General features: G+C 41.2%; 14 protein-coding genes. 9 read left to right on the top strand and 5 right to left on the bottom strand.

Annotated features, from left to right (window positions below):
• Positions 1 to 175: 175 nt before the first annotated feature.
• Positions 176 to 1,489 carry a right-handed parallel beta-helix repeat-containing protein gene (locus F9817_RS19615; RefSeq protein ID WP_161157865.1) on the top strand — a complete coding sequence of 438 codons (1,314 nt, stop codon included), beginning with the start codon at positions 176 to 178 and terminating at the stop codon, positions 1,487 to 1,489.
• Positions 1,490 to 1,586: 97 nt separating this feature from the next.
• Here the strand turns inward: F9817_RS19615 and F9817_RS19620 are convergent, their stop codons facing one another.
• Both F9817_RS19620 and F9817_RS19625 read right to left on the bottom strand, forming a co-directional pair.
• Positions 1,587 to 2,396 (bottom strand): transporter substrate-binding domain-containing protein, encoded by an 810-nt coding sequence (locus F9817_RS19620; protein WP_161157866.1) that lies wholly within the window; start codon positions 2,394 to 2,396, stop codon positions 1,587 to 1,589.
• A gap of 64 nt (positions 2,397 to 2,460) precedes the next feature.
• Positions 2,461 to 3,378: a LysR family transcriptional regulator gene (locus tag F9817_RS19625; RefSeq protein ID WP_161157867.1), complete on the bottom strand. Its 918-nt coding sequence runs from the start codon at positions 3,376 to 3,378 to the stop codon at positions 2,461 to 2,463.
• Positions 3,379 to 3,563: 185 nt separating this feature from the next.
• On the opposite strand from F9817_RS19625, the gene F9817_RS19630 reads away from it, so the two are divergent.
• The 3 genes from F9817_RS19630 (at position 3,564) to F9817_RS19640 (ending at position 7,054) form a co-directional block, all read left to right on the top strand.
• Positions 3,564 to 4,982 (top strand): coniferyl aldehyde dehydrogenase, encoded by a 1,419-nt coding sequence (locus F9817_RS19630; protein ID WP_161157868.1) that lies wholly within the window; start codon positions 3,564 to 3,566, stop codon positions 4,980 to 4,982.
• A gap of 74 nt (positions 4,983 to 5,056) precedes the next feature.
• Complete coding sequence (locus F9817_RS19635) at positions 5,057 to 5,734, top strand: type 1 glutamine amidotransferase domain-containing protein (protein WP_161157869.1); 678 nt, start codon at positions 5,057 to 5,059, stop codon at positions 5,732 to 5,734.
• Between the two features lie 330 nt (positions 5,735 to 6,064).
• The gene (locus tag F9817_RS19640) at positions 6,065 to 7,054 is read left to right on the top strand and encodes an LLM class flavin-dependent oxidoreductase (protein WP_161157870.1); all 990 of its coding nucleotides are present in this window, start codon (positions 6,065 to 6,067) and stop codon (positions 7,052 to 7,054) included.
• A 47-nt stretch (positions 7,055 to 7,101) separates the two neighbouring features.
• Here F9817_RS19640 and hxpB read toward each other — a convergent pair whose 3' ends face one another.
• Positions 7,102 to 7,767 carry a hexitol phosphatase HxpB gene (gene hxpB, locus F9817_RS19645; RefSeq protein ID WP_161157871.1) on the bottom strand — a complete coding sequence of 222 codons (666 nt, stop codon included), beginning with the start codon at positions 7,765 to 7,767 and terminating at the stop codon, positions 7,102 to 7,104.
• 734 nt (positions 7,768 to 8,501) lie between these two features.
• Between hxpB and F9817_RS19650 the strand changes: the two genes are divergently transcribed.
• From F9817_RS19650 to F9817_RS19660, 3 genes are all read left to right on the top strand, one after another.
• Entirely contained in the window at positions 8,502 to 10,364 is a 1,863-nt protein-coding gene (locus F9817_RS19650) for a PTS mannitol transporter subunit IICBA (protein WP_408063544.1), read from the top strand.
• Positions 10,365 to 10,464: 100 nt separating this feature from the next.
• The gene (locus F9817_RS19655; RefSeq protein WP_161157873.1) at positions 10,465 to 11,610 is read left to right on the top strand and encodes a mannitol-1-phosphate 5-dehydrogenase; all 1,146 of its coding nucleotides are present in this window, start codon (positions 10,465 to 10,467) and stop codon (positions 11,608 to 11,610) included.
• A gap of 60 nt (positions 11,611 to 11,670) precedes the next feature.
• Entirely contained in the window at positions 11,671 to 12,201 is a 531-nt protein-coding gene (locus F9817_RS19660; protein ID WP_161157874.1) for an MltR family transcriptional regulator, read from the top strand.
• Between the two features lie 251 nt (positions 12,202 to 12,452).
• Here the strand turns inward: F9817_RS19660 and dalD are convergent, their stop codons facing one another.
• Complete coding sequence (gene dalD / locus F9817_RS19665; protein ID WP_161157875.1) at positions 12,453 to 13,826, bottom strand: D-arabinitol 4-dehydrogenase; 1,374 nt, start codon at positions 13,824 to 13,826, stop codon at positions 12,453 to 12,455.
• Between the two features lie 394 nt (positions 13,827 to 14,220).
• On the opposite strand from dalD, the gene F9817_RS19670 reads away from it, so the two are divergent.
• Together F9817_RS19670 and F9817_RS19675 are read left to right on the top strand one after the other, a co-directional pair.
• Complete coding sequence (locus F9817_RS19670) at positions 14,221 to 14,937, top strand: DUF554 domain-containing protein (protein ID WP_161157876.1); 717 nt, start codon at positions 14,221 to 14,223, stop codon at positions 14,935 to 14,937.
• A 21-nt stretch (positions 14,938 to 14,958) separates the two neighbouring features.
• Positions 14,959 to 15,447 carry a GNAT family N-acetyltransferase gene (locus F9817_RS19675; protein WP_161157877.1) on the top strand — a complete coding sequence of 163 codons (489 nt, stop codon included), beginning with the start codon at positions 14,959 to 14,961 and terminating at the stop codon, positions 15,445 to 15,447.
• A 42-nt stretch (positions 15,448 to 15,489) separates the two neighbouring features.
• Here F9817_RS19675 and F9817_RS19680 read toward each other — a convergent pair whose 3' ends face one another.
• Positions 15,490 to 17,031, bottom strand: a complete 1,542-nt coding sequence (locus tag F9817_RS19680) for a BCCT family transporter (protein WP_161157878.1) — start codon at positions 17,029 to 17,031, stop codon at positions 15,490 to 15,492.
• Positions 17,032 to 17,049 lie beyond the last annotated feature (18 nt).

Here is a 17,049-nt window from a genome sequence, read left to right on the forward strand (position 1 = left end):
CTATCAATATTACGTGATAAAGATCCATAATAAAAAATATTTCATATTGCACCATAGTAAATAGTATAAAAATAGTACATGTTATTATTGGAATTAATCAATCCAAACTCACGGCCAAATCATCTATTTCATTAGATAATTGGAATATTCACAATTTAAATATTGGAACAAACCCATGAAAATAAAAGTTATTTCACTTTTATGTCTATTAGCATGTTCATCCGCTGTTTATGCCCAAGACTTTTATATTTCTCCATCGGGTTCAGACAGTAACTCTGGCACGTTATCTTCCCCGTTGAAAACGATTATGGCAGCTCAAGATGCCGCTTCTTCAGGAGATACGGTTTATATTCGAGGAGGTACCTATTATTTGGATGACTCAAACATCACCCAATATCAAAGCGTACGCGCGATTGTAAACAATATAACTAAAGATAATATTACCTATATTAATTATGGCGACGAACATCCTATTTTTGACTTTTCTAATGTCACACCTGATGGATATAGAAATACAGCTTTTATGGTAAGAGCAGATAACTGTGTATTTAAAGGTTTCGATGTCGTCGGTGTGCAAATAACCATAGATGATGAACATACTCAATCAGAAGCATTCATGGTTAATCACGGTAACAGCAACCGCTTTGAAAACTTAGCCATTCATGATGGCATGGCTATCGGCTGGTATTTAGTCGCCGGCAGTGACAACTATGTGTATAACGTCGATGCTTACAATAATATCGGATTGAATAGTTATTCTTACGGCAATATCGATGGTTTCGGTGTCCATCCCCGTTCGTCTTCTGGCACAGGTAATGTAATTGATAGCTGCCGAGCATGGTTTAATAGTGATGACGGTTTTGACTTAATCAATGCATACGCAGCTGTAACTATTAAAAATAGCTGGGCATTTTATAACGGCTATGACGAGGATATGAATGCTCTTGGCGATGGTAACGGGTTTAAAGCAGGAGGCTATGGTAGTGATGGGAGCACACCACCCAGTGTGATACCTCGACACACCATATTGAATAACCTGGCGGTACATAATCGTTCTGCAGGTTTTTATGCTAACCATCATATCGGCGGGCAAAATTGGATCAACAACACCGCTATTTATAATCAAAGTGCCAACTACAATATGCTTTCCACTGAAGACGACAATGATACTGATGTCGATGGTTACGGGCACTATATGCGTAACAACTTAGGTTATGGTGGCTACAATGAAGTGATCAACCTTGGTGATGAGACAGAAAACGATCTGGCTTATAACTACTTTGATCTTGATGTCACCGTGACTTCGAAGGATTTCGTCCGTTTGAAGGAATCAGAGCTCATGTATGACCGCCAATCTGATGGTTCTCTCCCCGTGATCAAAACAGCTCGATTGAAAGAAGGCAGTGACCTAATTGATGCAGGAGTCTACGTTGGTTATGACTACAACGGCGCGGCCCCTGATTTAGGTGCATTTGAAACCGATTATTAAATCTTTTAGACACGCTATGTGTTCATAGTAAGACAAAAATGCAGGCGCCCTCTCCTGCATTTTCGTTTTTGGAAAGGCTATTTATACCCAAGTATCCTCAAGATGTTGTTTCAGCGAGAATGTATTTGGGTATAGCAAGATGATTATTCTGCATCATTTGCTGATCAATACCTTGTAAACGCATGTCATCCATCAAAAAGTTAACCGTGTTCAGTAATCTCTGTTCACCTTTACCAATCAAATACGTAAATTGGCTTTTGGTAAACGGATTGTTTTTCCTAACCACACCAAATTTCGGATTGGTTGTTTGATAATAGAGAGCTTCAGGCGTTTCAGTAACCATCAAATCCACTTTCCCAGCCAATACGGCTTTAGGCACAGCAAGATTATCTTCAAACTTAACTAACGTGGCTTTATTTAGATACTGGTCAGCAAATTTTTCGTTAGTACCACCAATATTAACGCCGACTCGAACTTTTGGATTATTCACTTTAGCTAACGTGTTATATAAGTGCGCTTGGCCCCGTTGAACCAAAAACAATTTACCAAAGGTCATGTAACCTTGAGTTTGTTCTGCTGCGAGTTGACGATCAATACGGCGCGTAATGCCTCCCATCGCGATATCAAACTTGCCCTGCTGCAAATCGGGGATCAATCCCTTCCATGTGGTTTTTACAAAACGAATATCCACATTCAGCTGCTTAGCCATATATTTTGCGACATCGATATCATAGCCTGAGTAATTCTTACCATCGTAGTAAGAAAATGGCTTATAGTCGCCAGTTGTACCCACTAGCAAATAACCACGCTGCTGGATATCATCCAAACGATCAGCATGTGCAAACACCGACAATGTCACTGCGAGTATCATTACCCCTAATTTAGCGATTTTTGTTAACCATCCCATGGTGTGTTCCTTTTAATTATTGATTAAACCAATAATTACCATATCAAATTACTAAGTAATACTATTATTTCACTGTATTAGCCTTGTCTGATTCAATTATAGGTTTCAAACTCCATAGCAAAGTTTGCCTTGCGTGAGCAATGCGAGGCTGACGTAATGCACTTGGTGCCCATGCCATATAATAGGTGAGCTGTGTATTACCAATTGGCGCTTCAATTCTCTCTAATTCACCACTATGCAGCAATTCACAACAAAGAAAATCCGGTAGTACTGTCCAGCCAAACCCTTGCAATAGTAATTGCCGTAATGCTCGTAAATCTTGACTGACCACAGAAGGTGCCGCTTGCTCAGGGCTCACTTTATTCTTGATAAGCCAAGTATCCATGACAGACATCTCTAAGTTGTAGGTAAGCATTGGTTCATTCATAAGAGCCGTCGTAAATTCACTTGCCTGATTAATACTCTGTGCCACTTTAGGCGACGCCACCGCATAAACAGGAACGGTCATCATGGTCTCACTGCGCAAACGCTTATCCGTTATCGGGTGAGCAGTAAAGCCTAAATCACAGTGGCCTTCCACCAGCATATTGTGGATCAAATCCCCATCTCCAGCGTGCATACGCACTTTGATACCCGATTCAAGGAGAGTCAACAAATTGGGTGACACTACTTCCGCCAGAAAATCCGTATGGCCAATAACTTGCAATGCACCATCCATATTCATCGATCGTGCCCTAGCTTGTGATAGCGCCCTTTCAACAGCATCTAATTTGTCACCAATATCATTGGCTAATTCGTCAGCAACTGTCGTCGGGGTCACCCCGCCCGTTTCTCGGGTAAATAGTCGCCGACCAACGGCCACTTCGAGTCCAGCAATATGCTGAGAGACCGCTGGCTGAGTGAGATTTAAGTTTCTCGCGGCAGCGCTAATTGACTTTTGCCGATACACTTCAACAAATGTTCTTAACCTAATCAGAGACATAGATAACCCATAAATAAATTTATACCCCTTCTAAAATAGCGTTGTTAGCCAAATTATGCCAGCTCCTTTAATCTACACCCCATCGACAGCGGCAACAGACTTACTCATAAATAACCGCTGCATAATGAGCACTGATTTGCTCATTTCTAGAATTAAGACAGTCAGCCTTTAATTGGAGGAATCACATGTCAACATCACAATCAAATCAAGATTTGCATTCTATTCTCAAATCAATGCAACGTGCTCATATCAAATCTGGCCCAGCCGATCTTGCAACACGACAAGACCGTCTTGCACGTTCAATTCGTTTGATTAAAGAAAACTATACTGACATCTGTGCTGCAATGAGCGCCGACTTCGGTCATCGTAGTCAATATCAATCGATGGTTGCCGATATGGTTACCACCATTAAAATGCTCCAAAATGCCCATGACAATGTCGGTGAGTGGATGAAACCTGAGCATGTCGAAGACTTAGAAGGTGGTATCCAAGCATGGATTCAGCAACAGCCACTAGGTGTTATTGGGGTCATTAGTCCTTGGAACTTTCCGATTAACTTGTCTTTTGGTCCTTTGGCAAGCATTTTCGCGGCGGGTAACACTGCAATGTTAAAACCATCAGAACTAACGCCACAAACCTCAGAATTACTTGCGGACTTGATTGGTCGTTATTTCGACCCAATGGAACTTGAAGTCGTGCTAGGTGATGCCGACGTTGGTCGCGAGTTCAGCGCACTACCTTTTGATCATTTGGTCTTTACTGGTAGTACTGTGGTTGGAAAACATGTGATGCGAGCTGCAGCTGAAAACCTAGTTCCGGTTACCCTCGAACTTGGTGGCAAATCCCCAGTGGTTGTCGATCAAGATTTTGACCTCGCAACCGCCGTACAACGCACGTTAACAATTAAAACCTTTAATTCAGGACAAATTTGTTTATCGCCAGATTACATGTTAATTCCTGAAGGAAATGAAAGTGCTTTTGCTCAAGCGGCACAAGCATTTGTCGCAAAGAGCTTTGCTAGTATTCAAACTAACGAAGACTACACAGCGATAATCAGTGACCGTCACTTCCAACGTTTAGTGGGTTTGCTAGACGATGCTCAAGAAAAAGGCGCGACTATCATTAACCTTGGCCCAGAAAATGAGCCAGCATACGATGCCAAAACTCGCAAAATAGCCCCTCATTTGGTGCTGAATGCCAGCGATGATATGGCGATTATGCAAGAAGAAATTTTTGGTCCTTTACTGCCAGTTAAAACGTATCAAGCACTGGACCAAGCGATAGAATATATCAATAACCACGATCGACCTCTCGCTGCATACTTCTTCAGTAACAATACGGTTAATCAAGATCGTTTCGCCCAATTTACAACATCTGGTGCCCTAGTCATTAATGATGTAATGACTCATGCATCCATTGACGAACTGCCATTTGGTGGCGTAGGAGCCTCCGGTATTGGTGCCTACCATGGCGTTCACGGTTTCCGTCAGTTTACTCACGCAAAACCAGTGGTTGTGCAGAGCGAAGACGGAGCATCTAACCTACGCTTACGTGCACCCTATGCTGATAATCTAGCGGCATTAGAAGCATTTTTAAGCGCATAACAAATGACAACTAGGCGATCAAACTATCGCCTTGATAACCCAATTGCTCAACAACGATGATAAAAGAGGCAACTATGAAAATTTTAATGGTCCTAACTTCACACGACGAACTTGGTAACACTGGCGAAAAAACAGGCTTCTGGCTTGAAGAATTCGCCGCTCCTTACTACACATTCAAAGATGCCGGAGCTGAACTTGTTTTAGCCTCACCAAAAGGCGGGCAACCTCCTCTTGATCCAAAAAGTGATTTACCTGATTTCCAAACTGAGCTGACTTACCGCTTTAAAGATGATGCCGATGCGCAAGCAGCATTGGCGAATACAGTAAAACTCGACACTGTGAATCAAGCCGATTTCGATGCTGTTTTCTATCCAGGTGGCCATGGCCCTCTTTGGGATCTAACTAATCTTGATACATCGATTAACTTAATCGAGAGCTTTGAACGTGCTGGAAAACCTATCAGCTTCGTTTGTCACGCGCCAGCCGTATTACGTAACGTAAAAGCCGCTAGTGGTGAGGCTCTGATTAAAGGCCGTAAAGTTACTGGATTTACCAATGGTGAAGAAGCCGGTGTTCAATTGACTGACGTCGTACCTTTCCTAATTGAAGATGAATTCATCGCATTAGGTGCTGATTACCAAAAAGGTCCTGATTGGGCACCGTTCATCGTTGAAGATGGAAAGTTGATTACCGGCCAAAATCCAGCAAGTTCAGAAGGTGTGGCTAAAGCCCTGCTTGCACAGCTGAAATAATGTGTCTTCAAACCCAATCCTCACCGATTGGGTTTAACCTTTATTTCCTTGACTAGACTCTCTGTCAGTTAGGGAATAATCCACTGCTGGTTCAATATCAGCTTGAAGACCTGATGTCTTACCACCAATCACCGCGTGTGTTCTGGTGGTTTTTTCGTTTGTGCTCAGCTTAGATATTTAGATTATCTCGATATTTGCAATAGTCATTTTTGATTCGTTCACTTTCTACATAAGGAAAGGGAGTGGCATACTAATGCCATCAAAAATTTACATTTATAACCAAATACTTTGAAAATATTTGGTTGGATAAAAATAAGGAGAAGTAGACGTATGAATTTACCTCCACTTTCAGTGCTCGATCTCGCCCCTATTATCGAGGGAGCCGATCACAGAGCAACCTATCAGCGCTCAGTAGAACTTGCTCAACATACCGAAAAATTAGGCTACCAGCGTTTTTGGTTAGCAGAACATCACAACATGCCAGACATCGCAAGCGCCGCAACCAGTGTACTCATTGGTCATATTGCCTCTCAGACCAAAACCATTCGTGTCGGATCAGGCGGTATTATGCTACCCAACCATGCTCCATTAGTTATCGCTGAACAATTCGGTACGCTAGAAGCACTTTATCCTAACCGGATAGATCTTGGTTTAGGTCGAGCGCCGGGTACGGATTACCCAACAATGCATGCGCTTCGCCGCGACCCCGAACGCATGGATCCCGATTTTGACGAGCTATTAGAAGAATTAGAATTTTTTATGGGTCCAGTGTCGGATAATCAACCGGTGAGTGCTTATCCTGGTGCTAATTCACACGTACCACTCTGGCTGTTAGGTTCTAGTACTTACAGTGCCAGATTAGCGGCAATTAAAGGTCTGCCATTCGCTTTTGCTGCGCATTTTGCTCCCGATGCTATGCTTAAAGCATTTGAAATTTATCGGAAAATGTTCACACCGTCAGAGGTGTTAGATAAACCTTATGCTATGGTCTGTGTCAACATCACCCTAGCCGATACCGATGATGAGGCCCAATATCTCGCTACAACAGAAAAACAGAAATTTTTAGGGATGATTCGTGGCAAGCGAACCAAACAGAAGCCTCCGGTCAAAAGTATGGAGCCTTTGTGGCTTCCTCATGAAAAGCATCACTTAGAAAATCAACTTCGCGAGTCTATTGTTGGTTCACCAGAAACCGCCCAAGCTCGTTTATCACACTTGATTGAACGGACTCAAGCAGATGAAATCATGGTCAACTCAATGATTTATGATCAACCAAGTAAATTGTATTCTTATGAATTGCTGGCTTCGTTAGCGGGATAGTCAACATTCAAATATGCCCTCTAACGTGAGGGCATAATAACCATGAATTACAAAAACAGATTGTCTTCACGCTCTTGGCAATAACTTACGACTTCATCAAGATGATAAAAATGCGCATCACCGGCAATAAACTTGTCCGCTTGGCATTGTTCACACACAACAAATGTCGTCATATGAGCATTTTTGGCTGCGAGCATACCGTTGTAACTATCTTCAATTACAATACACTCATCAACGGGGATCCCCAGCTTTTGCGCTGCGGTTAAATAAACGTCAGGCGCTGGTTTACCATGTTTTTCATGTTCAGCACTACACGTAATATCAAAGTAGTCCCACAATTCCAACTTATTAAACACAGCTTCAATAACACTCTGATTCGAAGACGTCGCTAGGCCAATTTTCATCTTTAAGGACGTTAGGTAATCAAGCAATTGATATACGCCTTGCATCGGTTGTCCCTGTTCTGCAATCAACATTTCCAGACGTTCGATGATTTCCCCTTCCAACTGTTTTGGATCAACAGTGAGTTTAAACAAATCACACCAAGTTTGTGCAATAGCATCAACACGCATTCCCATGGTGGTATCTTCACACTGCTTAGGGGTAACGCTAACACCATATTGTGACAACGCAGCATCCTGCGCTTGTTGCCATAGTGGTTCTGAGTCAATAATGACGCCATCCATATCAAATATCACTGCTTGTTTTTTCATAGTATCTACTTGTTTGTTATCACTGAATATTTATATCCAAATGACCTCAAAGTGCAGGATTCAGAGCTTCATTAACGAGCCTAAGTCAAACTCAATCACCGAAGGACCTACTTAAACTCGGTGTTTGGATATGAGCTTAAATTACCATACTAATTCATAGAATAACGTTAACCTAGCACAAGCTAGGCGTAAATATGCCCCAATGACGGGCTTTATTAGGAAATTTGATTGATATGAAATATTTCATTGAATTTAACGTTTTAAAATTACAAATCTAACTAGCACAAAATCAGCATTTTATTTCGTAACGTAAAATAAATAACTCATAGTGATTAAGATCACTTATGTAATATTTCATTAATTTGATGGAATCTTAGATGTGATCATTATCACTATTAATTTCTATTTATAGGTATCTATTTTGTGATCTAAAACATAACAAAATGGTTGAATAAAAATTAATAACTAAAATGAAAGAATATTACATGTATAAATTATGATAACTATCACTAATAAAAAGCTTTTCATGAAATTATTAGTGACTTAGATCATAAAAACCCCGAACGAGATTCAACATGTAAATTGTGTGGTAAATTGATTGGGTACTAAGCAATCGACGGTTTTCTCAGGACCGTTACTACAACAATTAATCATCGGAATATCGAACGGGGACTCTTATGATATCACCAGATGCTAAGGTCAAGGTACAGAATTTTGGCCGCTTCTTGTCAAATATGGTAATGCCAAATATAGGCGCATTTATCGCGTGGGGTATTATCACAGCTCTTTTCATACCAACAGGGTGGATACCAAACGCCAATTTAGCAAGTTTGGTTGGACCAATGATCACTTACTTACTGCCACTTCTTATTGGTTATACCGGTGGTAAACTAGTCGGTGGCGAACGTGGTGCCGTGGTTGGTGCTATCACAACAATGGGTGTTATTGTCGGTTCAGATATTCCGATGTTTTTAGGGGCGATGATTGTCGGTCCTTTCGGTGGTTGGGCTATTAAAGCATTTGATAAACGCGTAGACGGAAAAGTCAAAAGCGGTTTTGAAATGCTAGTCAACAACTTCTCAGCAGGTATTATCGGCATGATCTGTGCTCTAATCGCCTATATGCTGATTGGTCCATTTGTAAAAACCCTTTCTACCGCACTAGCATCTGGCGTTGACTTTTTAGTGAGTGCTAACCTACTTCCTTTAACGTCGATCTTCGTAGAACCCGCTAAAGTATTGTTCTTAAATAACGCCATTAACCACGGTATCTTTACACCACTCGGAATTCAGCAATCAAAAGAAGTTGGTGAATCCATTTTCTTCTTAATTGAAGCAAACCCAGGTCCTGGTCTTGGTATTTTGTTAGCGTACATGGTCTTTGGTAAAGGCACAGCACGTCAAACAGCAGGTGGGGCATCGATTATCCACTTCTTTGGCGGTATTCACGAAATCTATTTCCCTTACATCCTGATGAACCCACGTCTCATACTCGCGGCAATGGCCGGCGGTATTACCGGTGTATTTACATTAACGATGTTCCACGCAGGTCTCGTATCTCCAGCTTCACCAGGTTCTATCTTTGCCGTATTACTAATGACACCGAAAGATTCAGTTGTGGGTGTACTATGTGCTGTTGCTGGCGCAACCGTTGTATCGTTTGTTGTGGCTTCGATTCTAATGAAATTACAAAAACAAACAGAAGAAGACGATGGTGAAGACAGCTTAGAAAAAGCAAACGCGCAAATGAAAGGAATGAAAGCAACAGCGAAAGGCCAATCAACACAAACTGGCGCGGTAAACGTTGCTGACCTGGCAAGCGTAGCAAAAATCATTGTTGCCTGTGATGCAGGTATGGGCTCTAGTGCGATGGGCGCAAGCATGCTGCGTAAGAAAGTGCAATCTGCAGGCATGGACATTAGCGTAACAAACCTTGCTATTAATAACTTACCTGATGATGTCGATATTGTTATCACTCACAAAGACCTCACAGATAGAGCTCGACACCAAGTGCCAAATGCACTGCATATATCATTAACGAACTTCCTCGACGCATCGTTATATGACAACCTAGTGAACCAACTACAAAGTAAAGAATCAGACTCTACCAACACAGTAGAACAATCTGCAGCGCAACCTACTGAACAACCATCAGTATTCAAAATTGAAGCAAAAAACGTCTGCCTTGGTCTTTCAGCAAGTGATAAAGAAGAAGCCATCCGTTTTGCTGGGAATAAACTGGTTGAACTTGGTTATGTACAACCTTCCTATGTTGATGCCATGTTTGAACGTGAAAAAATGGTATCTACTTACCTTGGAGAATCCATTGCTGTGCCTCACGGCACAATTGAAGCGAAAGAAAGTGTTATCACGACTGGTATCGTAATATGCCAATATCCTGACGGCGTCCGTTTTAACGATGAAGATGATGGCATTGCCAAACTAGTCATCGGTATCGCGGCAAAAAATGACGAACACATTCAGGTAATTACCATGATTACCAATGCACTTGATGATGATGAAGCCATACAAAAGCTGACATCCACTACAAGTGTCAGTGATGTGCTAGAAATTCTTGCGGGTAATCAAGCAGCATAACTTTTCTCATTAGCTCCTGAGTCGTTATTAAATAAGGTCAGTCTCCCCCAGTCTGACCTTAGGACCCGCTTTATTTAAAATTTTAGTTAGGTAAATTATTATGAGTAATGCAATTCATTTTGGTGCAGGGAATATTGGTCGTGGCTTTATTGGTAAATTATTAGCAGATGCAGGCATACATGTTACATTTGCGGATGTTAATAATGATGTTGTAAATAAGTTAAAAGCAGACAATCAATATCAAGTTAAAGTTGTTGGTGAAAATTGTGAATTACATGATGTCACTAATGTCACTGCAATTAGCTCTATTGGTGAAGATATTATTAAAGAGATTACTACCACGGATATTATTACTACAGCGGTAGGTCCTAACGTACTTGATATTATTGCGAAAACAATTGCTAATGGTATTGAAACACGTCTTGAAAACAACAATACCAAATTTTTAAATATTATTGCGTGTGAAAACATGGTCAGAGGTACATCTCACCTCAAAGAGGAAATATTTAAATATCTAAAACCTGAAATAGTAGAAAAAGCTAATAAATATATTGGGTTTGTTGACTCAGCTGTCGACAGAATCGTCCCGCCAGCCGAAGCTTCTGACAATATTCTCGACGTCACTGTGGAAAGTTTTAGTGAATGGATCGTTGATGAAACCCAGTTTAAGGGTGAGATTCCTAATATACCGGGAATGGAAAAGACTGATAATTTAATGGCTTTTGTCGAGCGTAAATTATTCACTTTGAATACAGGTCACTGTGTCACTGCTTATTTGGGTTGTCTAAATGGATTTAAAACTATCCGAGAAGCGATTGAAAATGATATAATTTGCGCACAAGTGAAACGAACAATGCAAGAAAGTGGTGAAGTATTAATTCGCCGTTATGGTTTTGATCGGAATGCACATGCTGCGTATATTGATAAAATTCTCGGCCGCTTTGCGAATCCATATTTAGTTGATGAAGTTGATCGTGTTGGCAGACAACCACTAAGAAAATTGGGCGCTAACGACCGTTTAATTAAGCCGTTACTGGGTACCATTGAGTATGGCACTGAAAATGATGCCCTATTGTCCGGTGTCGCTGCAGCTTTAAAATATACAAACGCAGATGACCCTCAAGCAGTAGAACTGCAAGAATCCATTCAAGCTGTAGGTGTTAAAGAAACGCTGTCTAAGTACACTGGTCTGGATGTTCAAAGTACAGAAGTGGCGAAAGTTGAAGCCAACTACAATCAGCTTTAGTCATTCATTTTTTAGAGGGCACAATGTGCCCTCTCGCTGTTAAGATAACTAGATCCGTAAATGGTAAAACAAATTAACGAATCAGAAATAATTGAAAGACTGAATCTTACACCGTCAGTAAGAGGCTTTTTTATCGCGGCCAGCGAAATCATCGCAGAAGCCGTTGAATCCCTAATGCAACGTATTTTCCTCAAGGATAACTTCGCTGTTCAATCTGTTGTAGGACCTTTATTGCATGACTCAGGTCCACTAGGTGATGTTCAAGTTAGGTTAAAGTTGCTCTACGGTCTTGGTGTGGTAAGCGATAGCGTATTTCACGATATCGAAACGATTATTAAACTTAAAAATCAGTTAAATGCCGATGGCTTAGAACATGAATTTACTGACACTAAAGTCACCAATGCAATCACAACAATAAACGCCATTAAACAGTTACCTCTTCCTCCATTCGAATTACAAGACGTTGAAGGAGAAATCGACTTAGAATTTTATCAACTGCAAGTTCAACGCAGACAACAAATGATTCGCTCTAGTCTCGCTCTTGTTGTGATTGAGATCTGTAATAACCTCAACATTGAAAGCCCTTTCTAATTTCCCTATTGTTCAAGTCATCTTATGAATAAACATCACATGCTTAAAAATTGGTTACGTAAGCATGTGATTGGATGGAGTTACTCAAACTTTACTCAACAATCCATCGCACAAAACTCTCAGGTCTCTTTACCGGCTTGGGGCATGAAGATTATAGTGACACCGTAACTAAAGCTGAGCTTTTATCGGGGTTTAACTCTAACTATATGCGTGTAACGAGTAACAGGGAGCAAAGGCTCCCTGTTTCTTTACTAACTTAATAATGCGTATACCGCTTCAATACGATTACGCAACAGCGCTTCAAATTCTGGTTTCTGCGCCAACTCCCCAAACAAAGATTGATTAGATGCATAGAGGTGAATAGGGTCATCCGCTTCGTACATTTGATGAACCGATGCACTATCTAAAATCCCATCATAATAATCGAAGGCTAACCGGCCTATGTGCCACTCTTGCATAAACACATAGAAAATGGCGGGTAGCGATGCAGTCGCTTTTGGCACCCTACCTTGTGCATACGATTCCACTAGAGTTGGCGTAATCATAGCGGGAATTTTAGAGAAACCATCGCCAGAGACGCGTTGAATCGTGTCTTTAATATGTTCATTGGTAAAACGATCGAGAACCACATCTCGATATTGATAAAAATCGATATCGTTTTGATGTTGAGAAAGACAAGGAATAACATCGCGGGTAATGTATTTATACACAATTTCACGAATGAATCCGGTTTGGGTACTTTCGTGAATGTATTTTTGACCAATCAGCGCACCAGTCCAAGCAATTCCTGCATGAGAAACATTCAGGATCCGAATTTTCGCTTCTTCATAAGGATCAACTGACGCCACCAATTCAACCCCCACTTCTTCCAATTTTGGCCTGCCAGCAATAAAGTTATCTTCCAATACCCATTGAATAAACGATTCTCCCATCACAGGAGCACCATCGTGAACGCCCGTTTTGTCCAACACTCGGTCGGTTAAATTAGGCTCAGGTTTTGGTGTAATACGATCGACCATACTATTAGGAAAACTGACGTTATCAGCAAGCCAGCCCAACACTTTTGCATTGTGTGTAAGGTTCAGAAATTCTATCAGTCCATCACGAAAACGTTGTCCATTATGGCGCACATTATCACAACTTAGCAGAGTTACAGGCCCTGCTTGCTGTTCGATACGCTGCTCTAATATTTTACTAATGGTCCCATAAATCGTTTGGTTACCACCTTGCAGATCTTGCTTGATGTCTGGGTTGTTTATTTGCAGATTAAACTCGGTGTCTAAATAGTACCCAGATTCTGTGACTGTAAACGCGATAACTTTTGTATTAGGTTCTGCACCACATGAAATCAGTGGAGCCAAATCGGCTTGCCATGGAATCAATTTTTTTATCGATTTGATCAACTCGTGATGCCGATGGCCGCGTGGCGTCACGGTTTCAAGTACATATTCACCGTGTTGCCGTTGCAATGTTTCGATTGTTGCTTCACTGTCATTACGAATATTACCTGCCGCTATCTGCCAGCTATGGTCACCATTACGCATAAGTTGATTAAAGTACCACGCTTGGTGAGCGCGATGAAACGATCCAAGGCCAATATGAAGCCAGGTGTAGGGAGTACTCATTGTTGTTATCCTTCTTGTTATTCACTCTGATTCACATCCTGATGCTACAAAATGCCCTATTCGTAAAATGGGTTTGTACTCACACTAATAAAAACAATTAATTAACTAGAAAATAAATGCCCCCATTTGTGATTACTGACCCATTTCATCTCGTTTAAATCAAGCTATCGCTCATTTGTTTGACATTTGACAACATCGTTTTAAGCCAGCACCACATTCAAAAATCAATAGGATTATCAATAAGATAATTTTATATGCGTAACTTCCTAATATTGCCAAAATATGAGATTTAGTTCACAATATATCGGTCGATATCTCCCAGTTTTATCTGACTTTACCGGACAACTTGCCTAGGCATCATCTCAACATCTTAAAATTCAAGGAAATAATCATAATGATAGGACCATTGGTCAATGCATCCGCCATCATTTGTGGCAGTTTATTGGGTACGCTATTTGGTAACAAAATATCTAACTCGATGAAGGAAAGAATGCCAATGGTATTCGGTTTAGCATCAATGGGGATTGGGCTATCTATGGCGATCAAAGTAAAACTGCTGCCCGCGGTGGTTTTATCACTTATTCTTGGTGCCATTATTGGCGAACTCATTCATTTAGAAGAAAACATAAAACGTGTCGCCAACATGCTGAAATCGCTAATCACACGTTTTGTTTCTCCCCCGAATAGTTCGATGGAACAGAACGCCTATATGGACCGCTTTATCTCCATTTTGATTCTCTTTTGCGTTAGCGGTACGGGTATTTTTGGGTCAATGAATGAAGGGATGACAGGCGATCCTTCCCTATTAATTGTTAAATCGTTTCTCGATTTCTTTACCGCGGCCATATTTGCCATCACTTTAGGTTTACCGGTCGCGACATTAGCCATTCCGCAAACACTCGTACAAGTGATCTTGTATTTTTCCGCGAATGCCATCATGCCGTTAACTACGCCAACAATGATTGCTGATTTTTCTGCTGTTGGTGGGTTATTAGTTTTTGCTACCGGATTTCGCATTTGTGGCAGTATCAACTTTCCCCTCGCGAACCTGTTACCCTCGCTCATTATCGCTATGCCAATTTCTGCCACATGGTTAGAATTTGCAGCTTAACTATTTCTACAAGGAACGTTTATGCCGACCACTATCCGTCTTGCAACCTCACTCGATATCGAACGTATTGCTGAAATTGAATCACAAGGATTCCCAGTAGAAGAAGCCGCGACACTGCCAATTTTTCAACGCCGCTTTAACGCGTTTCCGGAATGTTTTTTTGTTCTCGAGAAAAATAATCAGATCGTAGGCCAAATTAATGGCTGCCGCTATAGCGCGCCAGAGCTGCCTGACATCTTATATGAAGATGAGCACCAGCACTTAAAAGAGGGGGCTTATCAAACCGTATTTGGCTTAGTGATCGCACCGGATTTTCAACATCAAGGTCTAGCACATCAATTACTTGAACACTTTATTACGGTTAGTAAGGAACGTGGCGTAAAAGGCCTCGTACTCACTTGTAAAGATAAATTGGTTGGCTTTTATGAACAGCATGGCTTTGTATGTCAGGGAGTCTCGGACTCAACGCACGGTGGTGCTGTGTGGAATGATATGTTACTGAATTTTTGATAAAAAAATAGGCAGAGTGATTAACCTCTGCCTATTTAATAATTATTTTTTATCCGCTTTCATTTCGGGACGATCTAATAATTCAGGTTTTTTAATCCACTTAATTAATGTCGCACTACATCCAAGAATAATGAGAGTGGCGGGTAACCCACCGAGGTTGGATAACGATTTAATTCCCTTCACGCCAACCGTGCTCACCATAATCCAAGCCACTAATCCGATAATAATGCCCCATAATACTTTGACGCCAATACCACGGGTGTCATTAGAATCAGCATTAAAATCTTTCATGCACAAGTCACCAATCGCATCCGTACTAGAATCTGCCGCAGTTACATAAGAAACAAACGCCACAAATACCAGAATAAAGGTAGTCAATAAGCCAAGAGGGAGTTCACCAAAGATATGGTAAAGCAACTGCTCAATACCACCATTATTCAAGATTGAGTACAATTCTCCCCCAGAACTTTGGTCCATAAAGATCGCAGTACCAGAGAAGACTGCAATCCAGAGCAGTACAAATAGGCTTGGGAATATCACGTTCACCATAATAAATTCGCGCACGGTATAACCTCGCGCAATTTTACCGAGGAACATTGCGGTAATCGGTGCCCATGCAAACCAGACAGCCCAATAGAACACGCTCCACGAATGTGGCCAGTTATCATGAGCAGCTTGACCAGTAAATAGACTGAGGCGGAAGAAGTTTTCTAGATAAGCCCCTACCCCTTCAACACCAATATTCAAAATATATTGAGTCGGTCCCAGCACAAGAACAAAGACAAACAGAGCAATCAATAACCAGAAGTTGACCATTGAAAGACGGGCAATGCCTTTGATCAAACCGCGCGCGGCTGAGAAAACAAATACAGCAACGATCGCAGCAATGGTAATCCCTAAGGTGAGAGCATTTCGTTCAATAGGAATAAATTGGCTAACCCCACCGACGAGAGTTAACGCACCTGTCCCTAACGAAGAAGCCATTCCCACGACCAGAGAGTACAGCGCTAATGCGTCAATAACATCGCCTTTTTTACCCGATACCCATTTTCCTAATACCGGTTTCAAAGAGCTACTGATCGAATACGGCATTTTTAAGTTATAAAACGCTAAACCAAAGATAAGCGCTGGAATCGCATAAATCGCGTAAGGTGTGGGCCCCCAGTGAAGGAACATGGCCGAGAAAGCAAACAAAATGGCATCAGGGCTATCCGGCTTAATATGCAAACTCTTTGGCGGCGTATGTAAATGATATAAAGGTTCAGCCGTTGTCCAAAACAACACACCGACCGCAAGCGTGGTACATAACACGATCATAAACCAACGGAGCTTGCTCACGTGTGGTTTAGCATCTTCACCACCAATGCGGATATTACCTAATTTTGAGCAGTAAGTTACCCCAACTAACACGAGTAGGTAAAAACTGCCCAAACTAAATAGCCAAGAGAAGTGATTTAACACAAAGCTATTGGCAACACCTGTGTAATGTAAGAATTGATCAAGATTGACCAAACTAAAGACCAAAGCCCCAACCAAAATAATAAAAGTTGGGAAAAATACTAATGGTCGAATATTTTTAAACATAATTAGTCCCTTAATAAA

This window comes from Vibrio eleionomae, assembly GCF_009874545.1.
GTDB classification, from domain to species: Bacteria; Pseudomonadota; Gammaproteobacteria; order Enterobacterales; family Vibrionaceae; genus Vibrio; species Vibrio nitrifigilis.

Excerpts from the sequence above, each read along its gene's own strand:
- F9817_RS19670 (WP_161157876.1), top strand. The coding sequence starts at position 14,221 with ATGATAGGACCATTGGTCAATGCATCCGCCATCATTTGTGGCAGTTTA.
- dalD (WP_161157875.1), bottom strand. The coding sequence starts at position 13,826 with ATGAGTACTCCCTACACCTGGCTTCATATTGGCCTTGGATCGTTTCAT.
- F9817_RS19660 (WP_161157874.1), top strand. The coding sequence starts at position 11,671 with ATGGTAAAACAAATTAACGAATCAGAAATAATTGAAAGACTGAATCTT.
- hxpB (WP_161157871.1), bottom strand. The coding sequence starts at position 7,767 with ATGAAAAAACAAGCAGTGATATTTGATATGGATGGCGTCATTATTGAC.
- F9817_RS19655 (WP_161157873.1), top strand. The coding sequence starts at position 10,465 with ATGAGTAATGCAATTCATTTTGGTGCAGGGAATATTGGTCGTGGCTTT.
- F9817_RS19630 (WP_161157868.1), top strand. The coding sequence starts at position 3,564 with ATGTCAACATCACAATCAAATCAAGATTTGCATTCTATTCTCAAATCA.
- F9817_RS19635 (WP_161157869.1), top strand. The coding sequence starts at position 5,057 with ATGAAAATTTTAATGGTCCTAACTTCACACGACGAACTTGGTAACACT.
- F9817_RS19675 (WP_161157877.1), top strand. The coding sequence starts at position 14,959 with ATGCCGACCACTATCCGTCTTGCAACCTCACTCGATATCGAACGTATT.
- F9817_RS19620 (WP_161157866.1), bottom strand. The coding sequence starts at position 2,396 with ATGGGATGGTTAACAAAAATCGCTAAATTAGGGGTAATGATACTCGCA.
- F9817_RS19680 (WP_161157878.1), bottom strand. The coding sequence starts at position 17,031 with ATGTTTAAAAATATTCGACCATTAGTATTTTTCCCAACTTTTATTATT.
- F9817_RS19640 (WP_161157870.1), top strand. The coding sequence starts at position 6,065 with ATGAATTTACCTCCACTTTCAGTGCTCGATCTCGCCCCTATTATCGAG.
- F9817_RS19615 (WP_161157865.1), top strand. The coding sequence starts at position 176 with ATGAAAATAAAAGTTATTTCACTTTTATGTCTATTAGCATGTTCATCC.
- F9817_RS19650 (WP_408063544.1), top strand. The coding sequence starts at position 8,502 with ATGGTAATGCCAAATATAGGCGCATTTATCGCGTGGGGTATTATCACA.
- F9817_RS19625 (WP_161157867.1), bottom strand. The coding sequence starts at position 3,378 with ATGTCTCTGATTAGGTTAAGAACATTTGTTGAAGTGTATCGGCAAAAG.